Below are 18,373 nucleotides of genomic sequence, written 5' to 3'. Positions count from 1 at the left end.
TTACCCGGCCTACAAAAAACGAGAACGTAGGCCGGGTAGCGCAACGCCACCCGGCAACAAGGGACATTACTTGGTGACGTTATCGTACCAGACCATATCGGCGTTGAGGCCCTGCTGATAGCCTTTGACGTTATCGCGGACCACGATCTGAGTTTTCCCCTGATCAACAAACACATACGGTGAACTGCGCTGTAACTCTTCCTGCATTTTCTTATACAGATCAAGACGTTTTGCCGGATCGGCTTCGGCGACCGCGGCCTGGGTTTCTTTATTCAGCTGCGGGATCTGCCAGCCGTTGAGACCGGCAACGGTGCTGGATTTGCCATCATTCCAGGCGAAGGCGCTGGCGTTGGAGTGGGCGTCAAAATAATCCGGGATCCACAGGCGAATCGCCGCCTGGTGCTGTTTCGCGCGCACGCGGGCATACACCTGGCTGCCTGCCGCGGGCAGTAGGTCAATCTTCACGCCGCCCTGGGCAAAGCTGGCCTGCATTGACTGGGCAATGGTGATGAATGGCGGTTTGTTCTCAACATCAAGGGTAAAGTGCGCATCTTTAATCCCCGCTTTGGCGAGAATGGCTTTCGCCTTCGCCGGGTCAAATTTGAACGGATTATTATCCAGCGCGCCCGGCAGGCCGACCGGCAGGAAGCTTTGATGCACAAAATACTGGCCTTTAAGCAGATCTTTGGTGATGCCGTCGTAGTCCACCAGCCAGCGTGCGGCTTCCCAGAGGGCCGGATTTTTCAGCAGCGGGTTGGCGCTGTTGCCGGTGTTGAACGCCAGGTAGTTCTGCTCGGCGGACGGAATGCTCAGTACGTTAACGCCCGGTTTCCCCTGTAGGGCGGCAATCTGATCGGCGCCGAGATCGCGAGCGACGTCGGCGTCACCCTGTTGAATCAGCAGCCGACGAGAGGCCGGATCGGGAACGTTTTTAATGATCACACTCTTCAGCTTCGGTGCGCCGGTGGGCGAGCTGTCGTTGGCCTCCAGCACGATGGCCTGGTGCGGCTGATAGACACGCATCTTAAACGCACCGCTGCCGGCAGAGTGCATTTTCAGCCAGCTGTTACCGAAGTCGTTGTCTTTGACGTTCGGCGCCACCAGTTTTTCATCAACGATAGAAGCAATGGGCGTGGAGAGGATATTCAGCGCCACAGCCGGGCTGACGTCAGCGGTCCAGTGCAGTTGCAGCGTATGGTCATCGACCTTTTTCAACTGGCTGGCGATGTTGTCCGGCTGCCAGCCGAGGACGTTAAGAATAAAGGCGGGGGATTTATTCAGCGTCACCGCGCGGGTATAGGAGAAAATAATATCCTCCGGGCGAAGCGGGTTGCCCGAAGCGAATTTCGCGTCGGGCTTCAGCTTAATGGTCAGCGTTTTCGCTGCCGGGTCAGCCTGCCAGCTTTCTGCCAGAATCGGGGCGATTTTTTCAGGGTTGTCACGGTCTGGCTGAACCAGACGCTGATAGAGGCTCGGTACCGTCTGAATACTGGAAAGCTCATTGGCTTCTGCCGGGTCAAGGCTGACGATGTCGTCAAGGCCCTGGGCAACGACCAGAGTTGAAGGCGGTGTAGCGGCATGAACGGCGGCGGAGAGCGCGGTCAGCACCAGTAAAGAGAGCAGTTTTTTGGTCATGTGCAATCCCTGAAAAATGTTGTTTTGATTATTTATGCTTCGCTACGTTAGGCCGCTTCACCGCAGTCGTAAAGTCAAAATACAGATAAGCTTATGCGTAAAAAGAATAATTCATATCAGCAGGTTATTAATGAAAATAAACGGCGGGGCTCTTTCTGTCCGCTGTGCTTCTTGATATAACAATTTCATTACAATTCAACGGGGTGCAGGCATGCCGGAAATCAATCAGTACGGTCAGGTGGTGAATGATGTTGTTGCCGACTGGCAGGGGGCCAGAATCTTGAAACGCACGCCGCTAAGCGGGCGCTTTTGCCGACTTGAGCCGCTGGATGTGCATCGCCATACCGCCGATCTGTTTGCGGCCTACGCGCTCGGCGATGAGAGTGACTGGACGTGGCTGGCCAGCACCTGCCCGACGAGCGTTGAAGCTGCGGCGCACTGGGTGGCGGGTAAAGTCAACGATGATGCGCTGGTACCCTTTGCGGTCATCGATTTGCATTCCGGGCAGGCGGTTGGGCTGGTCAGTTATATGGCCATCGACCGGGGAATGGGGACGGTTGAAATCGGTCATGTTACCTGGTCGCGTCCGATGAAAAATACCCCGCTGGGTACGGAGGCGGTGTGGCTGCTGCTGAAGAATGCGTTTGAGCAAGGCTATCGCCGGCTGGAGTGGAAGTGCGATTCGATGAATATCGCCTCACGGCGGGCGGCGGATCGTCTGGGATTCACCTGGGAGGGCCGCCTGCGGCAAAAAATGGTGCGCAAAGGGCGCACCCGCGATAGCGATCAGCTGTCGATAATTGACAGCGAATGGGCAGAGCGTGATGCAGCGCTGCGCGCGTGGCTGGCGGCGGAAAATTTTGATGGTGAAGGGAGACAGCTGAAGCGACTGGAAGATTTGCGTTAAGGGCAGCCCGGTGACACAAATAGCCCGGCGGCGCTTCGCTTGCGCGAGCCTACGGGGCAGGCATAAGCCTGAAGGACCGGTCTTCGGCACAGGCTGACTGTTGCAGGCCGGGCAAGGTGTCATCCGCCGCCCGGCAGAAATGGAAGAACCAGAGCCAGCCTGTTTATCCATCTGCACAGGATCGCGCCGGGGAACGGCGTGATGTTGCCGGGGATGTCGGCAGCAGAATGTCGCGTATGAAAAAAGGCGCCCGTGGGCGCCTTTATTTATCAGGGATGTCCCGATATGTTCAGTTTACCAGCAGATAAAGCCACCATCGACGACCAGATCAACGCCGGTACAAAATGAAGCAGCATCGCTGGCGAGAAACAGCGCCGGTCCAGCCATTTCTTCAACTTTGGCCATTCGCTGGATGGGCGTCTGGCTTTCGAACTCACGGGTCTGATGAACCATTTCAGGGCGGGTATTCATCGGCGTCGCGGTGTAACCAGGGCTAATCGAGTTGACGCGAATCCCTTTCCCGACCCACTCCATAGCAAGGCTTTTGGAGAGATGAATCACGCCGGCCTTTGAGCTGTTGTAATGCGCCTGTTCGAGCCCGCGGTTGACAATAATCCCGGACATCGAGGCGATATTGATAATTGAGCCGCCGCCAGATTCCAGCATCAGCTCCGCCTGGGCCTTACAGGAGTTCCAGACACCGGTAAGGTTGATATCGATAACCCGCTGCCACTGTTCCGTTTCCATTTCCAGCGCCGGGTTAGCGTTGGCGATACCGGCGGCATTGACGGCTATATCGAGACGGCCGAAACGGCTTTTGGCCAGCGCGACGCCGGCTCGCAGATCGCTAAGCTGGCGCACATCTCCGGTGTAAAAGCAGGCTTGTCCACCCATCGCTTCGATATTATTAACGGTTTCGGCAAGTCCGCCATCTTCACGTAAATCAAAGCCGACGACGCGCGCGCCCGCGCTGGCAAGCCCGTAGGCAATTGTCTGGCCAATCCCACTACCTGCACCGGTGATGAAGGCTACACGGTCCTGTAGGTTAAACAGCTGTTGAGCAAAATTTTTTGCGATCATAGTGATTACTCTTCTGGTCAATACCCTGGCGGGCATTACGACATAATTAAGCCGCCGTCGATGTTAATCGTTTGCCCGGTTAGATAGCGCGCATCGTCGGAGGCGAGGAAGGCAACCAGCCCGGCCACATCTTCCGGTTTCCCCGCTCGTTTCATCGGAATGCCTTCCACCCACTCCGCCATTAGCTCACCTTTGCCATAGCGCTTTTGTTCATTGCTGAGGATCTCGCCCCATACCCGGTCGTTGTAGTCCCACATTTCACTTTCGATAATTCCTGGGCAGAAGGCATTGACCGTGATATTCCACGGTGCCAGCTCATGGGCCAGGCTTTGCGTAATGCCGATGACGCCCATTTTGCTGGCGGCGTAATGTGGGGTGTAGATAAAGCCCTGACGCCCCTGACCGGAGGAGGTATTGATCAAACTACCGTGGTTTTGTTTCACCATATATTTGGCCGCTTCTCGACAGCATAGCCAGACGCCAGTGGTGTTGACGGCGAGTACTTTTTCGAAATCTGCTTTCGGCAAGCGATCAAAATAATCGATGGTGATCACTCCGGCGTTTTGAATCGAAACATCAATGGTGCCGAAGCGGGCTGCGGCCTGCTCGTACAGGGACTGAACCTGTTCCTCGTCGGTGACATCAATCTGCAGTGACAGAATATCGGCCTGATAACGTTGGCGTAAGGTTTCTGCGGTTTCATGGACGCGTGGTGCATTAGAGACCATCACCAGTCTGGCGCCATCGCGAGCAAAGCGTTCGGTGATACCGGCACCAATACCGCGGCAGGCGCCGGTAATAACGATGGTTTTGTTGTGAAAATTTCTGTGCATACTTTTTTCCCTTTAGCTAAGCCGGGCGACTACGCCCGGCGGAAGAATCGGTGTTAAGCGTGAATTAACTGGACGCAGCGCCGGTGGGATGAACCGTCGCCAGTTTTTCTTCATGGCGGCGCATGAGAATGACCTTGTTCTGTAGCTTCTGTTGGAACTGGTCGACGACGACGGCGGTAACAATAACCACGCCCTTAATCACCATCTGCCAGAAATCACTGACGCCCATCATCACCATTCCGTCGGCAAGGAAGACGATAACGAAGGCGCCGATAATTGAACCAGTAACCCGGCCCCGACCGCCTGCCAGCGCGGTTCCGCCAAGAACGGTGGCACCGATGGCGTCCATTTCGAACATGTTGCCGGTCATCGGGTGTGCGGTTTGCAGCTGCGAGGCAACAATCAGTCCGACGAACGCGGCGCAAAGTCCGGAGAAGGCGTAAACAAAAATTTTGGCCTTAACAATGGGGACGCCGGCCAGACGAGCCGCGGATTCGTTACCCCCGATGGCGTAGATATAACGGCCCAGCGGGGTCTTCGTCGTCAACCAGTAGCCCAGCACCAGAAAGGCGATCATTAGCCAGATCGGCAGATAAATTCCCAGAACCGTTCCGGAACCGAGGGTCGCGAACCCGGTATTGCCCAGCGCTTCCATGCCGTTGAGGTTGGGGTAGGTGCTGCCATCATTAAACAGCAGGGCAGAGCCACGGGCGACGTACATCATACCGAGGGTGCAGATGAAGGGGGCTACGCCAAAACGGGTAATCACGGCACCATTAATAAAGCCCATCAATATGCCAAATATGGCCACGCACAAGATGACTTCAGGCACATTGAAGAAGATGACGCTGCCGTTCCACAAGGGCAGACCATTTGTTAACAGGGCTCCGGCGACCATGCCGCAGATCCCGGCCACGGCGCCAACTGAAAGGTCAATTCCCCCGGTCAAAATGACCAGCGTCATCCCGATAGCCAGCAGGCCGGTAATGGCCACATGCTGGGTCATAATCAACAGGTTCGAAGCGGTCAGGAAATTCGGTACCATCACGCTGAAAAACGCAACAACCAGCAGCAGAGCGATAAACGTTCTGGCCTTCAGCAGGTACATATAAATCATATATTTCTGGTTCATGATGGATTCCAGCCTGGTTAATCTTGAGGTGTTGAAGCCGCGATCAATTTTTCGCGGGTAACCGCATGACGCGGTAAATCAGCGGTAATACGGCCATCGGCCATCACCAAAATACGATCTGCCAGCGCCATGACCTCATCCAGCTCCGACGAGGAGAACATCACGGCGAGCCCCTGCTGCGCCATTTTGCCAATGAGGTGATACACATCCGTTTTGGCACCCACGTCGATGCCACGCGTCGGCTCATCCAGAAAAACGACCTGCGGCTGCGTCATTAGCGCCTTGCCCAGCACCACTTTTTGTTGGTTACCGCCGCTCAGAGAGGTGATAGGAAGCTCGGGATCACTAACTTTGATAGCGAGCTGCTGAATCATTTCTTTCACGCTGGCGTCTTCTTTATGCGGATTCAGCCATTTCCAGGCGCGACGAAACCCCTGTAGGCTAAAATCGGAAAGCGTCATATTGGATTGAATGGACATCATCTGCACGACACCTTCGCCCTGTCTGTCTTCCGGTACCAGCGCCAGCCCTTTTTTGAGCCTTGCCTGAAAATGGGCTTTGCCAATATTTTCGCCGTTGAGATGGATACTGCCGTTCTGGCAGGGCATCAGGCCGATCATCCCTTTGAACAGCTCTGTACGCCCGGCACCCAGCAGGCCGTAAATACCGATGACCTCGCCCTTGCATAAGGTAAAGGTCACATCATTGAGTTTGTAACCTCCGCTGGGGTGAAGTGCGGTCAGGCCGTCCACCGCCAGAACCGTTTCGCCTTTGGGAGCTGGCTGGTAATCGAAATGTTTTTTCTTATCGCCGACCATTTGTTCAATGATCCAGGGGATGCTGGCATCGCTGACGGTCCGTTCACTGATAAAACGACCATCACGGAAAATGGTAATGTAGTCGCCAATTTCCATCAGCTCTTCCAGGCGATGGGAGATATAAATGATGGTGACGCCGCGACGCTTAAGCTGATCAATGACATTGAACAGGACTTTGACTTCAGACTGACTGAGCGCGGAAGTGGGCTCGTCCATAATCAATACGCGAGTATCTTTGGACAGGGCACGCGCAATTTCGACCAACTGCTGGTGACCAATACCCAGTTCCCCGAGTGGAGTATAGGGGTCGACATCAAGCTCCAGCCGTTCCAGCAGTGATTTAGCCAGTTCGTATTGGTATTTTTCGTTGATTTTGCCTTTCTGAAAAAACTCGTTTGCCATGAAAATATTGTCCATGACATTCATATTCGGGAATAAATTTAGCTCCTGAAAAATGATACTTATTCCCTGTTTTTCAGCCTGGTGAGTCGAGTTTAATGAAACGGGAGAGCCCTCGAGAATAATTTGCCCGGAGGAGGGGGTTTCGACACCGGCAAGCATTTTCATCATGGTGGATTTACCCGCACCATTTTCTCCGATCAGAACGTTGACTTTATTTCGATAGACCCGATAGTCGACGTTATCTAAGGCGATAACGCCCGGGTAAACGCGAGACAGTCCACGGGTTTCGATAATAACTTCAGCTTCGACTGGTTGAGGAGTGACGATTTCTTGCGCTGACATCTTATTGTCCTCCGGGGCGAATAATTTTCGCTGGGGTAATATCAGGGAACGTTTGCGGTATATCCCAGGCGGAGAATACGCCATAGACCTGAACCGTTTCGCCGGATGTTATCTGTGCGGTCTTAATCATTTTTACGGCCTGGTCGTTAATGGCTCGGCCATACTCACCGAACAGGACCTGATCGTTAAAGTCTTCGTAACTGGTGCCTTTATAACCATCGCGTAGCTGGGTTCCGCGAAGCGTTGGACCGATTTGCACCGTAATATTGCTGCCGCTTTGATCCTGAACGGTCATTTTTCCACTGCGTGAGGTGGCATCAACTTGAGTTATTTTGCCTTCAACCTTGACGAAGAAAATGCACGGGTTTTCTTCCTGAGCGCGGTAACCCAATGTTTTGCAGGCGCTGTCGATATCTTTGGCGGCATGTAATTCGGTCATCAATGTCCCGACGGAGCGGGCCTGGGCGACAACCTGCGGCACAAGTTTCTCCTGCCATGTCCGGTCGATATTCGCCATGTGCGGATTGGGCGGGGATTTAAGATCGGCCAGCTCTTGCTGAGAGACAATGCGGCAGCCTCCAAGAGCCAGAACGGCTAATGCCAGCCAGGTTTTTTTATACATGAGACTCTCCTATGCGCCCCCGCAGGGGCGCAACAACCCGAACTCAGGACTTGATATTGAAGTCCTGAACTTTGTCTGCGTTATCTTTGGTTATCAGGATGCCGCGGAACATGACGCGCTGTTTCGCCGGTTTAACCCCTTTTTGCAGGAAATTATCGAGGTCGGTAACTCCCTGAGCAGCGATAGACTGGGCCTGGAGCATAACGGTGGCCTGCAAGCTTCCTGCTTTAACGGCATCACGCTCATCGTTGCTGCCGTCGATGCCGACAACGACGACGTCCGTGCGATTTGCTGCTTTAAGTGCGGCAATAGCGCCCAGCGCGACAGGGCCGTTACCGCAAATCACCCCTTTAACGTCAGGATGAGCCTGGAGGATGCTATCCATAATACGTTTGCCATCGATTAACGTACCTTTGGCATCCTGTTTGGCGACGCTGATCATGTCAGGATACTGGTCGATAACCTGATGGAAAGATTTAGAGCGAGTCACGCAGTTATTATCGGCAAGGTTGCAGGTCAGCTCTGCGTATTTTCCTTTTTCTGCCATTTTTTCAACAAATACGTTGGCTACTTCCGAACCTGCCTGGAAGTTATTATGTGTGATCTGTTCAAGGGCCACATCATCAACCGGAATTTCCCTGTTGATTAATACCACGGGAATACCTGCTTTTTTTGCTTTTTCAATTGCAGCAACGCTGGCGGTTGAGTCGGCATTATCGAGAATAATACCCTGAACTTTTTTCCCAATGGCAGTATCAATAAGTTCGTTCTGTTTTTTTACATCTTCACCATGTGACAGAATCGTCGTTTTATATCCCAGTTCTTTTGCTTTCTCGCTGGCACCTTTCGCTTCAGAGGCGTAATACGGATTATCCAGCGAGTTGACCATAATCATAATGGTGCCTTTTTCTACCGCCTGAGCGGAAAATGAAAAAGCGGTCAGGGTGGCAGCAGTTAACAGCGTTAAACGTAATTTCATGACAATGTTCTCTCTATGTTGTTATTGTCGGGTACGGTGAAACAACGCAAGGCCTGAAAATCAGTTGTATGGGCCGGAGCTCTCCTTCTGTTGATGATTCAGGTTCGTCGCGCAGCAGGATCCCTGGTGGGGCGTCAGGCGGACGGGGCCGGTTTCCATAATGTTCTGTCCACCGCATGGCGCCACTCCTGCCATCTTTTTTGTAAACGCTGATGGCGTGCCATGTCGGGGCGAAATTCGCTGTGTTCGGTCAAGAAAGCACTTAAATCAATAGCAGTGCCGGGCTGAATTGCCTTGCGGGCCAGCAGGGCCGCGCCAATAGCTGACAGTTCGGGGACATCGCTGCGCATCACCGGACAACCTAGCAGGTCGGCCTGGTATTGCATCAGCCAGTCGTTTTTTGTCGGTCCGCCATCGACCATCAAGGCAGCAAGATGGAAGTCATCATGCTGACGCATGGCGACCACCACATCGGCAATCTGGTAGGTGATGGATTCCAGCGCGGCGCGGATCAGATGGGCACGCTTGACGCCGCGGCTGAGTCCGCAGATAACGCCCCGTGCGCTGTCGTCCCACCAGGGGGCACCCAGACCCGTCAGTGCGGGGACAAAATAGACGCCCAGCGTTGAATCGACGGAGGCTGGCAGGGTGTTGAGCTCATAGGCCAGTTCGCTATCGGAGAGTTCGCTTAGCCCCGTGCTATCAGCCATCCAGGCCACGGCATCGCCGGTGTGAGGAATGTTGCCTTCCAGGCCATAAATGATGCTGTCGCCATCGTGCCAGGCGATGGTAGTGGCCAGTGCTGCAATGTCGCACTGCGCCGATTTTACCGGTGCCATGACGGATGAGCCTGTTCCATAAGTGGCCTTAACGCAGCCCAGTTCGCCGAGCGCGTGACCAAACAGTGCTGCATGTGAATCGCCGACCATGGCCATTACCGGGATACCGTCAGGAATGGCGGCCAGCCCGCGGGTATAACCGAATAACCCGCTGGACGGTTTAATTTCCGGCAGCGCGACGCGAGGGATCTGAAACAACGCCAGCATGTCGTTATCCCACTGGCCGGTGTGTAGATTGAGCAGCTGAGTCCGTGCGGCGTTGGAGTAATCGCAGCTGAAGGCTTCACCTTGCGTCAGGTTCCACAGTAGCCAGCTATCGATGGTTCCGAGACAAATGTCCCCGCGCTCTGCCATCGCCCGCCCTTCCGGCAGTGATTCCAGCAACCAGCGCATTTTTGAGGCGGAAAACAAGGGGGCAATCGGCAGCCCGGTGGTGGATTTAATATGGGGTTCTTTGTGATCACGGCGCAGCGCCTCACAGAAACTCGCGCTACGGGTACATTGCCAGGTGATGGCAGCATTAATCGGTTTGCCGCTCTGGCGATACCAACCGATGGCGGTTTCACGTTGGTTGCTGATGGCTAATGCCACTACTTTTTCTGCGCCAACATGTGCAATAGCTTTCGCTATCACTTCCAGTGAGGCCTCGACTAAGGCTTCTCCGGACTGTTCTACCCAGCCATCGCGAGGTGTCTGGATAGCCAACGGTTGAGAAAACTTCACAATAACGTTGCCACGGCCGTCAAGCACCACCGCTTTAGCGTTGGTGGTACCTTCATCGAGCGCAATGATGAACTCTTTCTGTGTTGCCAGCATTAGATAGTCTCCTGAGTCACACGTCGTCCTGGCGCTGAGGGAAGGGCGAGATTCCTCGTTATCGCATTGCTGCTTAGCAGGCCATGATGTGACATTTCGTTATCACTTTTTTAATCACTGAATATATATTCGATAGTGATTATTTATTTAATACCTTAGCCAGAAAGTTTCTCAGGAGCCAGAGGGAAAGTTATCAATTGTGCTGGCAATCACACTTATCTGGATTGATAAATGCGTGGGGGACGTCAGACTTGAACAGTGGCTAAGTCACTTACTAAATTGAAATATAAGTATTTATTTGACGTTCCCTTGCGTCTTCGGTGAGCGCGCAAGGGCACGGGAAAAGATGTTCAAGTGAATGGCTATGCGGTGATAAGCAGCCTGGCGGTAGGGTAATCGGTGATCAAAACGTCAATATAACCACCGGAGAGGGCACCTTTGATGGCGGCGACTTTATCGCTACCGCCGGCCAGCGCGACAACGTTCGGACAGTTTTTAACCTTCTCCAGCGCCATGCCTATAACAGGATCTTCATCATCACGTAACACGGCCTGGCCGGTTTTATCGTAATAGTGCAGGCAAATATCTCCGACTGCACCACGCTCCGCCAGCACCTGTAGCATATCTTCGTGATAATAGTTGCCAGACGTTTTGAGCAACTGTGAAGGTTCGAGGATGCCAATCCCGACGATAGCCATATCGACTTCGTCAAAACGAGAAATCACATCGGCAACATCCTGGCTGGCAATCAGCCGGTTTTTCTCTTCCACGGATCCTTCAATGCTTTGCGAAGGTAGCAGCCAGGCTTCGCAGTTTAACCGCTGCGCAAGGGTCTGAGTGAGTATTGTTGCCTGCACATTGCCGTTAGGACCCACGCCGCCCAGCAGCTGAATCACGCCGCTGGCTTTGAGGTTCTGCGCGTGAACCTCATCAACCATGGCCCGAATGGTTGAGCTCCACGACGAGACGCCAATCAGATCTTTTGGCCGGAGCCGTGTTTCAAGATAGTGGGCCGCAGCCGAACCAATAGCGCGTTTAATGGTGTGGTCGCTGGCATCTTCTTCGGTGTCCACGACGATGGCCTGCTTAATTCCGTAGCGATCCTCAATGCCTTTTTCGAGATTCAGAAAAATATTTGAGGGCTGAACGACGCTAATTTTCACCACCCCTTCTTTCTGGCAGCGGGTGATAGCGCGGGAGACAAATGACTGAGAAAGCGAGAGAAGTTGAGCAATGTCGGACTGCTTTCGTCCTTCAAGGTAGTAAAGAGTGGCAATCTTAACTAATAGCCGTTGTTCATCCTGCTTAGCCATATATATCCCCGAAAATCATTAACGTGCAGCCATTATGTTAGAGGCTTTAATCATACGCGAAAAAAAAAGACATTTAAGTGTGATGAAACTCAAACTTTTATCAATCCTCTAAATCAGCTATGGACAAAAACGAAACAGTGACCGCATAATTGAATAAAGAATCATGATTGAATATATATTCATTGTGATTTCAGGTCAACTGAAAAATTATCCAGGCGCAGGTATGCCTGATGGTGAGGAGGCAGAATGTTCCTGAGTTTGGTGCAGCGGCGAAAGCTCTGTGATGCGCTGCCAGGGGATATCTGGTTTTTTTAGTCCCTTGCGGAATAAATATTCCAAGTTGAAATTAAATTCAGAGGTATTAAATGAATCCCTATAACTACGATGTTCAGGCACTTGAGCGTCAGGCTCGCGCAGTTCGCCGCCACATTATTAGATTGAATGCCAACAGCCCCGCGGGTGGTCATACCGGCGCCGACCTGTCGCAGGTAGAGCTCTTAACCGCGCTCTATTTCCGTATTTTGAACGTGGCGCCGGGCCGCATTGCTGACGAGGAGCGCGATATCTACATCCAGTCGAAAGGGCATGCGGTGGGCTGCTATTACTGCGTGCTGGCCGAGGCAGGATTTTTCCCGGTTGACTGGCTAAGCACCTATCAGCATGCCAATTCTCATCTTCCTGGCCATCCGGTTCGCCAGAAAACACCGGGTATTGAGCTGAATACCGGGGCATTGGGGCATGGGCTGCCCGTAGCCGTGGGGCTGGCGTTGGCGGCGAAAAAGAGCCACAGCGCTCGCCGCGTGTTCCTCATCACCGGCGATGGCGAACTGGCCGAAGGAAGCAACTGGGAGGCCGCGCTCGCGGCTGCACATTACGGCCTTGATAATCTGATCATTATTAATGACAAAAATAATCTACAGCTGGCCGGGCCAACCCGCGAAATTATGAATACCGATCCGCTAGCCGAAAAATGGCAGGCCTTTGGTATGACCGTAACCGAATGTCAGGGAAATGACATGGCCTCTGTGGTTGCGACGCTTGAAGGATTAAAGCAGGAAGGAAAACCAAACGTCATTATTGCGAACACCACGAAAGGCGCCGGTATCTCCTTTATCCAGGGGCGTCCGGAATGGCACCACAGGGTACCGAAAGGCGAGGAGATTGCACTGGCACTGGAGGAACTGAACGATGAGTAATGCAGAACACCTGGCGAACGTGATGGTTCAAGCGTTTATTGATGCCGTAGAAAATGGGGTTGATCTGGTGCCCGTTGTCGCCGACTCAACATCAACCGCAAAAATAGCTCCCTTTATTAAACACTTTCCTGGCCGGTTGGTTAACGTTGGTATTGCTGAGCAAAGCATGGTTGGTATGGCCGCCGGTCTGGCGTTGGGTGGCAAAGTTGCGGTGACCTGCAATGCTGCGCCATTTTTGATTTCCCGTGCCAATGAGCAAATCAAAGTGGATGTCTGTTACAACAACACCAACGTCAAATTATTTGGTCTGAATGCCGGTGCCAGCTACGGCCCATTGGCAAGTACGCACCATGCTATTGATGATCTTGCGGTGATGCGCGGATTCGGGAATATTCAGATTTATGCGCCGTCATCGCCACGCGAATGTCGACAGATAATCGACTATGCCCTTCAGCATCAGGGGCCGGTGTATATCCGTCTCGACGGCAAAGCGTTACCGGAACTGTATGATGAAAGCTATCGTTTTACCCCGGGCGCCGTAAACACGTTGCGTGCAGGTCACGATCTGGCGCTGGTTGCAACCGGTTCGACGGTACATGAAATTGTCGAGGCTGCCCAAAAACTGGCTGAGGCAGGTATTCAGGCGCGGGTGATCAGCGTGCCGTCTATTCGGCCTTGTGACACGCACGCGCTACTGGCCGCGCTGAAGGGCTGCAACGCGGTGATTACGGTTGAAGAGCATAACGTAAATGGCGGCCTTGGAAGCCTGGTGGCAGAAGTTATGGCAGAGGCGGGGATCGGTATTCCGCTGAAACGACTGGGCATTCCTGATGGCGAATATGCTGCCGCGGCCGATCGCGGTTGGCTACGGCAGTTCCACGGTTTTGATGCCCAGGCCATTACCGCCCTCGCGAAAACGATGTGCTGACCTTGAATAACGGGTACCCCGTGCGGAGATGACCGTACGGGTTCTTCCTTTATTGCTGATGTTGAGTCTGGCAAAGCGTGATGACGTCGGTCTCAGCTGCCATCCAGTTTACCCGGTATGTCTCCCCGGCCACTCGCAATGTGGCTATCTCACCCTGAATATCGAATATCCGAAAGTGCAAAAATTCCGACCCCGGCTGTTGTGCGAGGGGCAGGGCCTTAAACCCACTCTCTTTCGCCGAAAAAGCCAGCGTCAGGGCCAGCTCAAAGGGCAGCCCACTGGCCTTCAGCACCGTGCGTTCTGCCGGGCTGATAATACTGCTTTCCAGTTGCGCCGCCAGCGCCGGGGTAAACACGCTTTCGATATCGATACCGACCGGTCGGGCCGCGACAACGGCCAGCGCGCGCGTGCCGCAGTGGCTGATGCTGCCAGACCAGGGCGTTGGCCACAGCGGCTGTCGCTGCTCACCTGTCCCGGGAACGCCTTTCTCGCCAACCTCTTTCAGGGCACAGACCGCGGCAATGCGCCCGGCGAGATGTTCCATCTGCCGTTTCCGACCGCAGTTTGCCATCTGTTGATGGTGAGGGAGCCACAGGATGTCATGAGGCTGAAAGGTGGCTGGGTCGAAATCAATCTGATGCAGACGATGGCCGGCAAAAGGAAAAGTAGAGTGCGTCGTTTGCATAGCGTCATCCTACGTCAGGATGCAGGGGAGGCGTTCAGTCCTGTTGTGAATAGCCAGACCGTCCTCTGCGGGAGAGAACGGTCTGGTTTTCAGGCGCGGAATCAGAACTGCGTGTTAACGCTCATGTACCAGGTACGGCCCGATTCGTTATAGGTCTCGGCACCTGCGCCGTACATATAGCCGGTATCGCCGCCGGTGGTCTGGGCGTTACCCGCACGCCAGTGACGCTTGTCGAAGACGTTATCCACGCCGCCGGTCAGGCTGACGTATTTGGTGACGTCCCAGGTCGCGCTCAGACCGAGGATGCTATACGGGCTCACCTCGTTCTTCTCGCTACCGGTGACCGGCTGACCTTTGTAGTTATACTTTTTCGGTTCCTGCTTGCCGTACCAGGTAAAGGTCGACTGCACGGAAACGTCCTGGTATATCTGCCAGCTCAGCGTTGAGTTCAGCGTATATTCCGGAATAATCGACAGGCGATCGCCGGTCTCTTTGTTCTTACTCTGCAACATATAGGTGATGTTGTTGGTCCAGTTAACGGTTTCGCTAACCGGTACGTTCAACGTTCCCTCCAGACCTTCAACGACCGCTTTCGGCACGTTCTCCCACTGGTAAATATCGGTTTTCACTTTACCGTTGGTGGTCTGGGAAATCGGCGCATAGCCGGCTTCAATTTTGTTGCGGTAGTCGTTACGGAACCAGGTCACACCGGCCAGCCAACCGTCGCGTTTAAACTCAAGACCGATCTCTTTGTTGATACTGGTTTCCGCTTTCAGGTCTTCGTTACCCATCATATAGCAACCGGTACCGGTTGAGCTGGCGTAACAGCCTTGACCTTTACTGTACAGAATGTAGTTCGGGTTGGTCTGGTACAGACTCGGGGCTTTATAGGCGCGGCCGATACCCATTTTCAGAGTGAAGTCATCCCCCAGTCCCTGAGACAGGTTAAGCGACGGGCTCCAGTTATTCCCCACAATGCTGTGGTGGTCAAAGCGCAGCGCCGGGGTCAGCATAGTGGAGTCGGTCAACTCGATGTTGTCTTCAGCAAACAGCGAGAAGATCTCCGCCTGCGAATACGGGCTGCGGCCGGTGCTCTCTGAACCCGGAATATTACCGCCCATAAAGGTCTGGGTGTTGGAGGCCAGATCCTTCATCCGCTGCTGGTTCCATTCGGTACCCAGCGTCAGGTTCTGATTCACCCACATATCGAACGGAATGCTGATTTCACTGTGCAGCATCACGTCGGACAGATCGATATCAGAGAACTGGTCGCTGCTGAAGATCCCTTCCGTGCCCCCGGCCAGTCCTTCGCCTTTACGCGAGTTACGCGTGTGCTCGTACTGCGCCCAGTTACTGGTGGTGATGCCGTTATCCCAGCCGCCGTTCCAGGTGACCGAGTACGTCTGACGATAGAGACGGTTGGTCTCTTTGCCGTAGTTTTCTTTCACCAGATCGTTGGTGTTGGTGTTCTGCGTATCCCCGGCGTACAGGTTGCCCTGACGGCTATAGCCCGCTTCAAACTCCAGCGAGTTCATCGGTGCAAAGTCCCAGCGCACGACGCCGTTGATATTTTTGTTCTCAACCCCTTCGCGGCCGGCAGGCAGCGTATCGGCGTAAATCCCGGTACGTTCTGACTGATGACCCTGGTTGATATCCCACGCGTCGGCCTGGGTTTTATCGAGGTTGCCTAACAGGCGGAAGCTGAAGTCTCCGCCCAGCGGGCCATTCAGGCTGAAGTTGGTACGTTTGGTGGAGCCTTCATCTTTGTGCTCCGGGGCGTTCATGTAGGTGTTCCATGAACCGTGCCATTCGTTATCACCTTTTTTGGTGATGATATTGACTACGCCACCCGCTGCGCCGTTGCCGTAGCGTACCGCTGCCGGGCCACGAATGACCTCTATGCGTTCAATCAGCTCAGGCGGGACCCAGTTGGTATCGCCACGGGTATCGCGCTCGCCGCGCCAGCCCAGGCGGATGGAGTTACGGCTGGTTACCGGTTTGCCATCGATCAGGATCAGGGTGTTTTCCGGGCCCATACCGCGGATATCAATCTGGCGATTGTTGCCGCGCTGGCCGCTGGTGGAGTTACCGGTCAGGTTAACGCCAGGCATGGTGCGGATAATTTCGGAGACATCGCGAGCGGGCGGACGTTTACGAATTTCATCAGCGGTGATCGTTGATACGCCCGGCGCCTGAAGGTTTTGCTCGGCGGCGGTGACCACCATCGTTTCTTCGGCGGCGGTTTTTTTGCTGTCGATGGTCTCTTCCGCACACAGCGGGAAGGCAACCCCATAAATTCCCAGATTGACCAGTAAGGCCAAGGATTTGATCCTGTTATTCATTTTAAGTCCTGCTTTCCGTTGCCGCATGCCCCTGAAACCCCTTCCCACCGGGAGGAGCGGCGGCAGAAATGTTGCCAGTAGAGGGCGAAGGCATTCCATCGCTGACCAATTGGCCCTCTCTGACATGTGTAATTAGAAGTGACTCTTCCCAAAAGCGCGGTAATACGCTATTGCAAATGCAAATAGTTATCAATAATATTATCAATAAAAATTACGTTTGTTGAGAAAAATCACGATAAACATAGGGTTAATGACGGAATGTTAATGACAGGAAGTGATGAATGGTGGAAGGGGATCGCAGGCCCGCAGGCTGAGGCCCGTGACGACCGCTGTTTAGTGACCTTTTGGTGGCGCGATCCGGCGGGCAACGAAGACACTTCCTCGACGAAGCGGGTGTGGATGTATATCACCGGCGTCACTGACCATCACCAGAATGCCGTACCACAAACCCTCGTGCGCGTACCGGGCACCGATGTCTGGCAGTGGCAAACCTCATTGTCTCCCGCATGGCGCGGCAGCTACTGCTTTATTCCCTCCGATCGTGATGACGATTTTGCCCCTGAGATTTTCACCGGCGATAGCCCGGACCGCATGCTGCTGCGCGAAGGCTGGCGCAGACTGCTGCCGCGTGCGATTGCCGATCCGTTAAACCCGCAAAGCTGGAAAGGCGGACGCGGACACGCCGTTTCGGCGCTGGAGCTGCCGCAGGCGCCGGAACAGCCCGGCTGGTCACTGCGCGATGAACCTTCCCAGGCGCCGGTCTGTATCGAATGGCACAGCGCCCGGCTAGACAACTCGCGGCGGATATGGATTTACACCACCGGCGAGGTCCCGGCCGAAGCCGAAGCGCGTCCGCTGGCGGTGCTGCTCGACGGTCAGTTCTGGGCCGAGAGCATGCCGGTGTGGTCCGCGCTGGCCGGGCTGACGCGCGAGGCAAAACTGCCTCCCGCCGTCTACCTGCTGGTTGATGTCATTGATAACGAACACCGGAGCCGGGAGCTGCCCTGCAATGCTGAATTCTGGCTGGCGGTGCAGGAAGAACTATTGCCTCTGGTGCAGCAGATCGCCCCCTTTAGCAACCGCGCCGATCGTACCGTCGTCGCCGGTCAAAGCTTTGGTGGCCTGGCGGCGATGTTTGCCGCGCTGTACTGGCCGCACCGCTTTGGCTGCGTGCTGAGTCAGTCTGGTTCCTACTGGTGGCCGCATCGCGGCGGTGCACAGACGGGCCTGCTGATCGACCGCCTGAGTCGGGGAGAAATCCGCCCGCACGGGCTGCGAATCTGGCTGGAAGCCGGCAAGCGCGAGCCGCTAATTTTTCGCGCCAATCAGGCGCTTTTATCGCAACTACAGCAGACACAGCAGACGATTTTCTGGCGTCAGGTTGACGGCGGGCACGATGCGCTTTGTTGGCGCGGCGGGCTGACTGCTGGACTCATCCAGCTATGGCAGCCGCTGAGCGACGCGTAACAAAGTGCGCTTCAGGCTCAATATCATTCCACAGACA

The 18,373-nt window shown here is 54.3% G+C and carries 15 protein-coding genes; 4 read left to right on the top strand and 11 right to left on the bottom strand.

The window, feature by feature from the left end; all coding sequences use genetic code 11:
• Positions 1-66: 66 nt before the first annotated feature.
• Positions 67-1,635: an ABC transporter substrate-binding protein gene (locus ACMYSK_RS12230; protein ID WP_434643443.1), complete on the bottom strand. Its 1,569-nt coding sequence runs from the start codon at positions 1,633-1,635 to the stop codon at positions 67-69.
• A 211-nt stretch (positions 1,636-1,846) separates the two neighbouring features.
• On the opposite strand from ACMYSK_RS12230, the gene ACMYSK_RS12225 reads away from it, so the two are divergent.
• Positions 1,847-2,542 carry a GNAT family N-acetyltransferase gene (locus ACMYSK_RS12225; protein ID WP_434643441.1) on the top strand — a complete coding sequence of 232 codons (696 nt, stop codon included), beginning with the start codon at positions 1,847-1,849 and terminating at the stop codon, positions 2,540-2,542.
• A 294-nt stretch (positions 2,543-2,836) separates the two neighbouring features.
• Here ACMYSK_RS12225 and ACMYSK_RS12220 read toward each other — a convergent pair whose 3' ends face one another.
• From ACMYSK_RS12220 to ACMYSK_RS12185, 8 genes are all read right to left on the bottom strand, one after another.
• Entirely contained in the window at positions 2,837-3,622 is a 786-nt protein-coding gene (locus ACMYSK_RS12220; protein WP_434643438.1) for an SDR family oxidoreductase, read from the bottom strand.
• A 35-nt stretch (positions 3,623-3,657) separates the two neighbouring features.
• Positions 3,658-4,455, bottom strand: coding sequence for an SDR family oxidoreductase (locus ACMYSK_RS12215; protein WP_434643436.1), 798 nt, complete (start codon positions 4,453-4,455; stop codon positions 3,658-3,660).
• 64 nt (positions 4,456-4,519) lie between these two features.
• Positions 4,520-5,587, bottom strand: a complete 1,068-nt coding sequence (locus ACMYSK_RS12210; protein WP_434643434.1) for an ABC transporter permease — start codon at positions 5,585-5,587, stop codon at positions 4,520-4,522.
• Between the two features lie 17 nt (positions 5,588-5,604).
• On the bottom strand, positions 5,605-7,149 hold the full coding sequence (locus tag ACMYSK_RS12205) for a sugar ABC transporter ATP-binding protein (RefSeq protein WP_434643431.1): 1,545 nt from the start codon (positions 7,147-7,149) through the stop codon (positions 5,605-5,607).
• 1 nt (position 7,150) lies between these two features.
• Positions 7,151-7,771, bottom strand: a complete 621-nt coding sequence (locus ACMYSK_RS12200) for a DUF2291 family protein (RefSeq protein ID WP_434643428.1) — start codon at positions 7,769-7,771, stop codon at positions 7,151-7,153.
• Between the two features lie 43 nt (positions 7,772-7,814).
• Positions 7,815-8,750: a D-ribose ABC transporter substrate-binding protein gene (locus tag ACMYSK_RS12195; protein ID WP_434643426.1), complete on the bottom strand. Its 936-nt coding sequence runs from the start codon at positions 8,748-8,750 to the stop codon at positions 7,815-7,817.
• Positions 8,751-8,884: 134 nt separating this feature from the next.
• Positions 8,885-10,405 carry an FGGY family carbohydrate kinase gene (locus tag ACMYSK_RS12190; RefSeq protein ID WP_434643423.1) on the bottom strand — a complete coding sequence of 507 codons (1,521 nt, stop codon included), beginning with the start codon at positions 10,403-10,405 and terminating at the stop codon, positions 8,885-8,887.
• Positions 10,406-10,767: 362 nt separating this feature from the next.
• Positions 10,768-11,718: a sugar-binding transcriptional regulator gene (locus ACMYSK_RS12185; RefSeq protein WP_434643420.1), complete on the bottom strand. Its 951-nt coding sequence runs from the start codon at positions 11,716-11,718 to the stop codon at positions 10,768-10,770.
• A 365-nt stretch (positions 11,719-12,083) separates the two neighbouring features.
• On the opposite strand from ACMYSK_RS12185, the gene ACMYSK_RS12180 reads away from it, so the two are divergent.
• A complete protein-coding gene (locus ACMYSK_RS12180) occupies positions 12,084-12,914 on the top strand; it encodes a transketolase (protein ID WP_434643418.1) in 831 nt (276 codons plus the stop codon).
• A complete protein-coding gene (locus tag ACMYSK_RS12175; protein WP_434643416.1) occupies positions 12,907-13,842 on the top strand; it encodes a transketolase family protein in 936 nt (311 codons plus the stop codon). Before ACMYSK_RS12180 ends, ACMYSK_RS12175 begins: the two co-directional genes overlap by 8 nt.
• Before the next feature lie 49 nt (positions 13,843-13,891).
• On the opposite strand, the gene entD is transcribed toward ACMYSK_RS12175, so the two are convergent.
• Together entD and fepA are read right to left on the bottom strand one after the other, a co-directional pair.
• Entirely contained in the window at positions 13,892-14,527 is a 636-nt protein-coding gene (gene entD, locus ACMYSK_RS12170; protein ID WP_434643414.1) for an enterobactin synthase subunit EntD, read from the bottom strand.
• Positions 14,528-14,628: 101 nt separating this feature from the next.
• On the bottom strand, positions 14,629-16,869 hold the full coding sequence (gene fepA, locus ACMYSK_RS12165; protein ID WP_434643412.1) for a siderophore enterobactin receptor FepA: 2,241 nt from the start codon (positions 16,867-16,869) through the stop codon (positions 14,629-14,631).
• Positions 16,870-17,127: 258 nt separating this feature from the next.
• Here fepA and fes point away from each other — a divergent pair, with 258 nt between their 5' ends.
• Positions 17,128-18,336: an enterochelin esterase gene (gene fes / locus ACMYSK_RS12160; RefSeq protein WP_434643409.1), complete on the top strand. Its 1,209-nt coding sequence runs from the start codon at positions 17,128-17,130 to the stop codon at positions 18,334-18,336.
• Positions 18,337-18,373 lie beyond the last annotated feature (37 nt).

The sequence above is a fragment of the Klebsiella sp. I138 genome (genome assembly GCF_051131765.1).
Lineage (GTDB): Bacteria > Pseudomonadota > Gammaproteobacteria > Enterobacterales > Enterobacteriaceae > Klebsiella.
The sequence above is the reverse complement of the archived record's forward strand: the minus strand, read 5'-3'. Positions and strand labels throughout refer to the sequence as shown.

What these genes read in the sequence shown, in the direction of transcription:
- ACMYSK_RS12205 (WP_434643431.1), bottom strand. Translation starts at nt 7,149, where the DNA reads ATGTCAGCGCAAGAAATCGTCACTCCTCAACCAGTCGAAGCTGAAGTT.
- ACMYSK_RS12230 (WP_434643443.1), bottom strand. Translation starts at nt 1,635, where the DNA reads ATGACCAAAAAACTGCTCTCTTTACTGGTGCTGACCGCGCTCTCCGCC.
- ACMYSK_RS12200 (WP_434643428.1), bottom strand. Translation starts at nt 7,771, where the DNA reads ATGTATAAAAAAACCTGGCTGGCATTAGCCGTTCTGGCTCTTGGAGGC.
- fes (WP_434643409.1), top strand. Translation starts at nt 17,128, where the DNA reads ATGTTAATGACAGGAAGTGATGAATGGTGGAAGGGGATCGCAGGCCCG.
- ACMYSK_RS12185 (WP_434643420.1), bottom strand. Translation starts at nt 11,718, where the DNA reads ATGGCTAAGCAGGATGAACAACGGCTATTAGTTAAGATTGCCACTCTT.
- ACMYSK_RS12175 (WP_434643416.1), top strand. Translation starts at nt 12,907, where the DNA reads ATGAGTAATGCAGAACACCTGGCGAACGTGATGGTTCAAGCGTTTATT.
- entD (WP_434643414.1), bottom strand. Translation starts at nt 14,527, where the DNA reads ATGCAAACGACGCACTCTACTTTTCCTTTTGCCGGCCATCGTCTGCAT.
- ACMYSK_RS12190 (WP_434643423.1), bottom strand. Translation starts at nt 10,405, where the DNA reads ATGCTGGCAACACAGAAAGAGTTCATCATTGCGCTCGATGAAGGTACC.
- ACMYSK_RS12220 (WP_434643438.1), bottom strand. Translation starts at nt 3,622, where the DNA reads ATGATCGCAAAAAATTTTGCTCAACAGCTGTTTAACCTACAGGACCGT.
- ACMYSK_RS12225 (WP_434643441.1), top strand. Translation starts at nt 1,847, where the DNA reads ATGCCGGAAATCAATCAGTACGGTCAGGTGGTGAATGATGTTGTTGCC.
- ACMYSK_RS12180 (WP_434643418.1), top strand. Translation starts at nt 12,084, where the DNA reads ATGAATCCCTATAACTACGATGTTCAGGCACTTGAGCGTCAGGCTCGC.
- ACMYSK_RS12215 (WP_434643436.1), bottom strand. Translation starts at nt 4,455, where the DNA reads ATGCACAGAAATTTTCACAACAAAACCATCGTTATTACCGGCGCCTGC.
- ACMYSK_RS12210 (WP_434643434.1), bottom strand. Translation starts at nt 5,587, where the DNA reads ATGAACCAGAAATATATGATTTATATGTACCTGCTGAAGGCCAGAACG.
- fepA (WP_434643412.1), bottom strand. Translation starts at nt 16,869, where the DNA reads ATGAATAACAGGATCAAATCCTTGGCCTTACTGGTCAATCTGGGAATT.
- ACMYSK_RS12195 (WP_434643426.1), bottom strand. Translation starts at nt 8,750, where the DNA reads ATGAAATTACGTTTAACGCTGTTAACTGCTGCCACCCTGACCGCTTTT.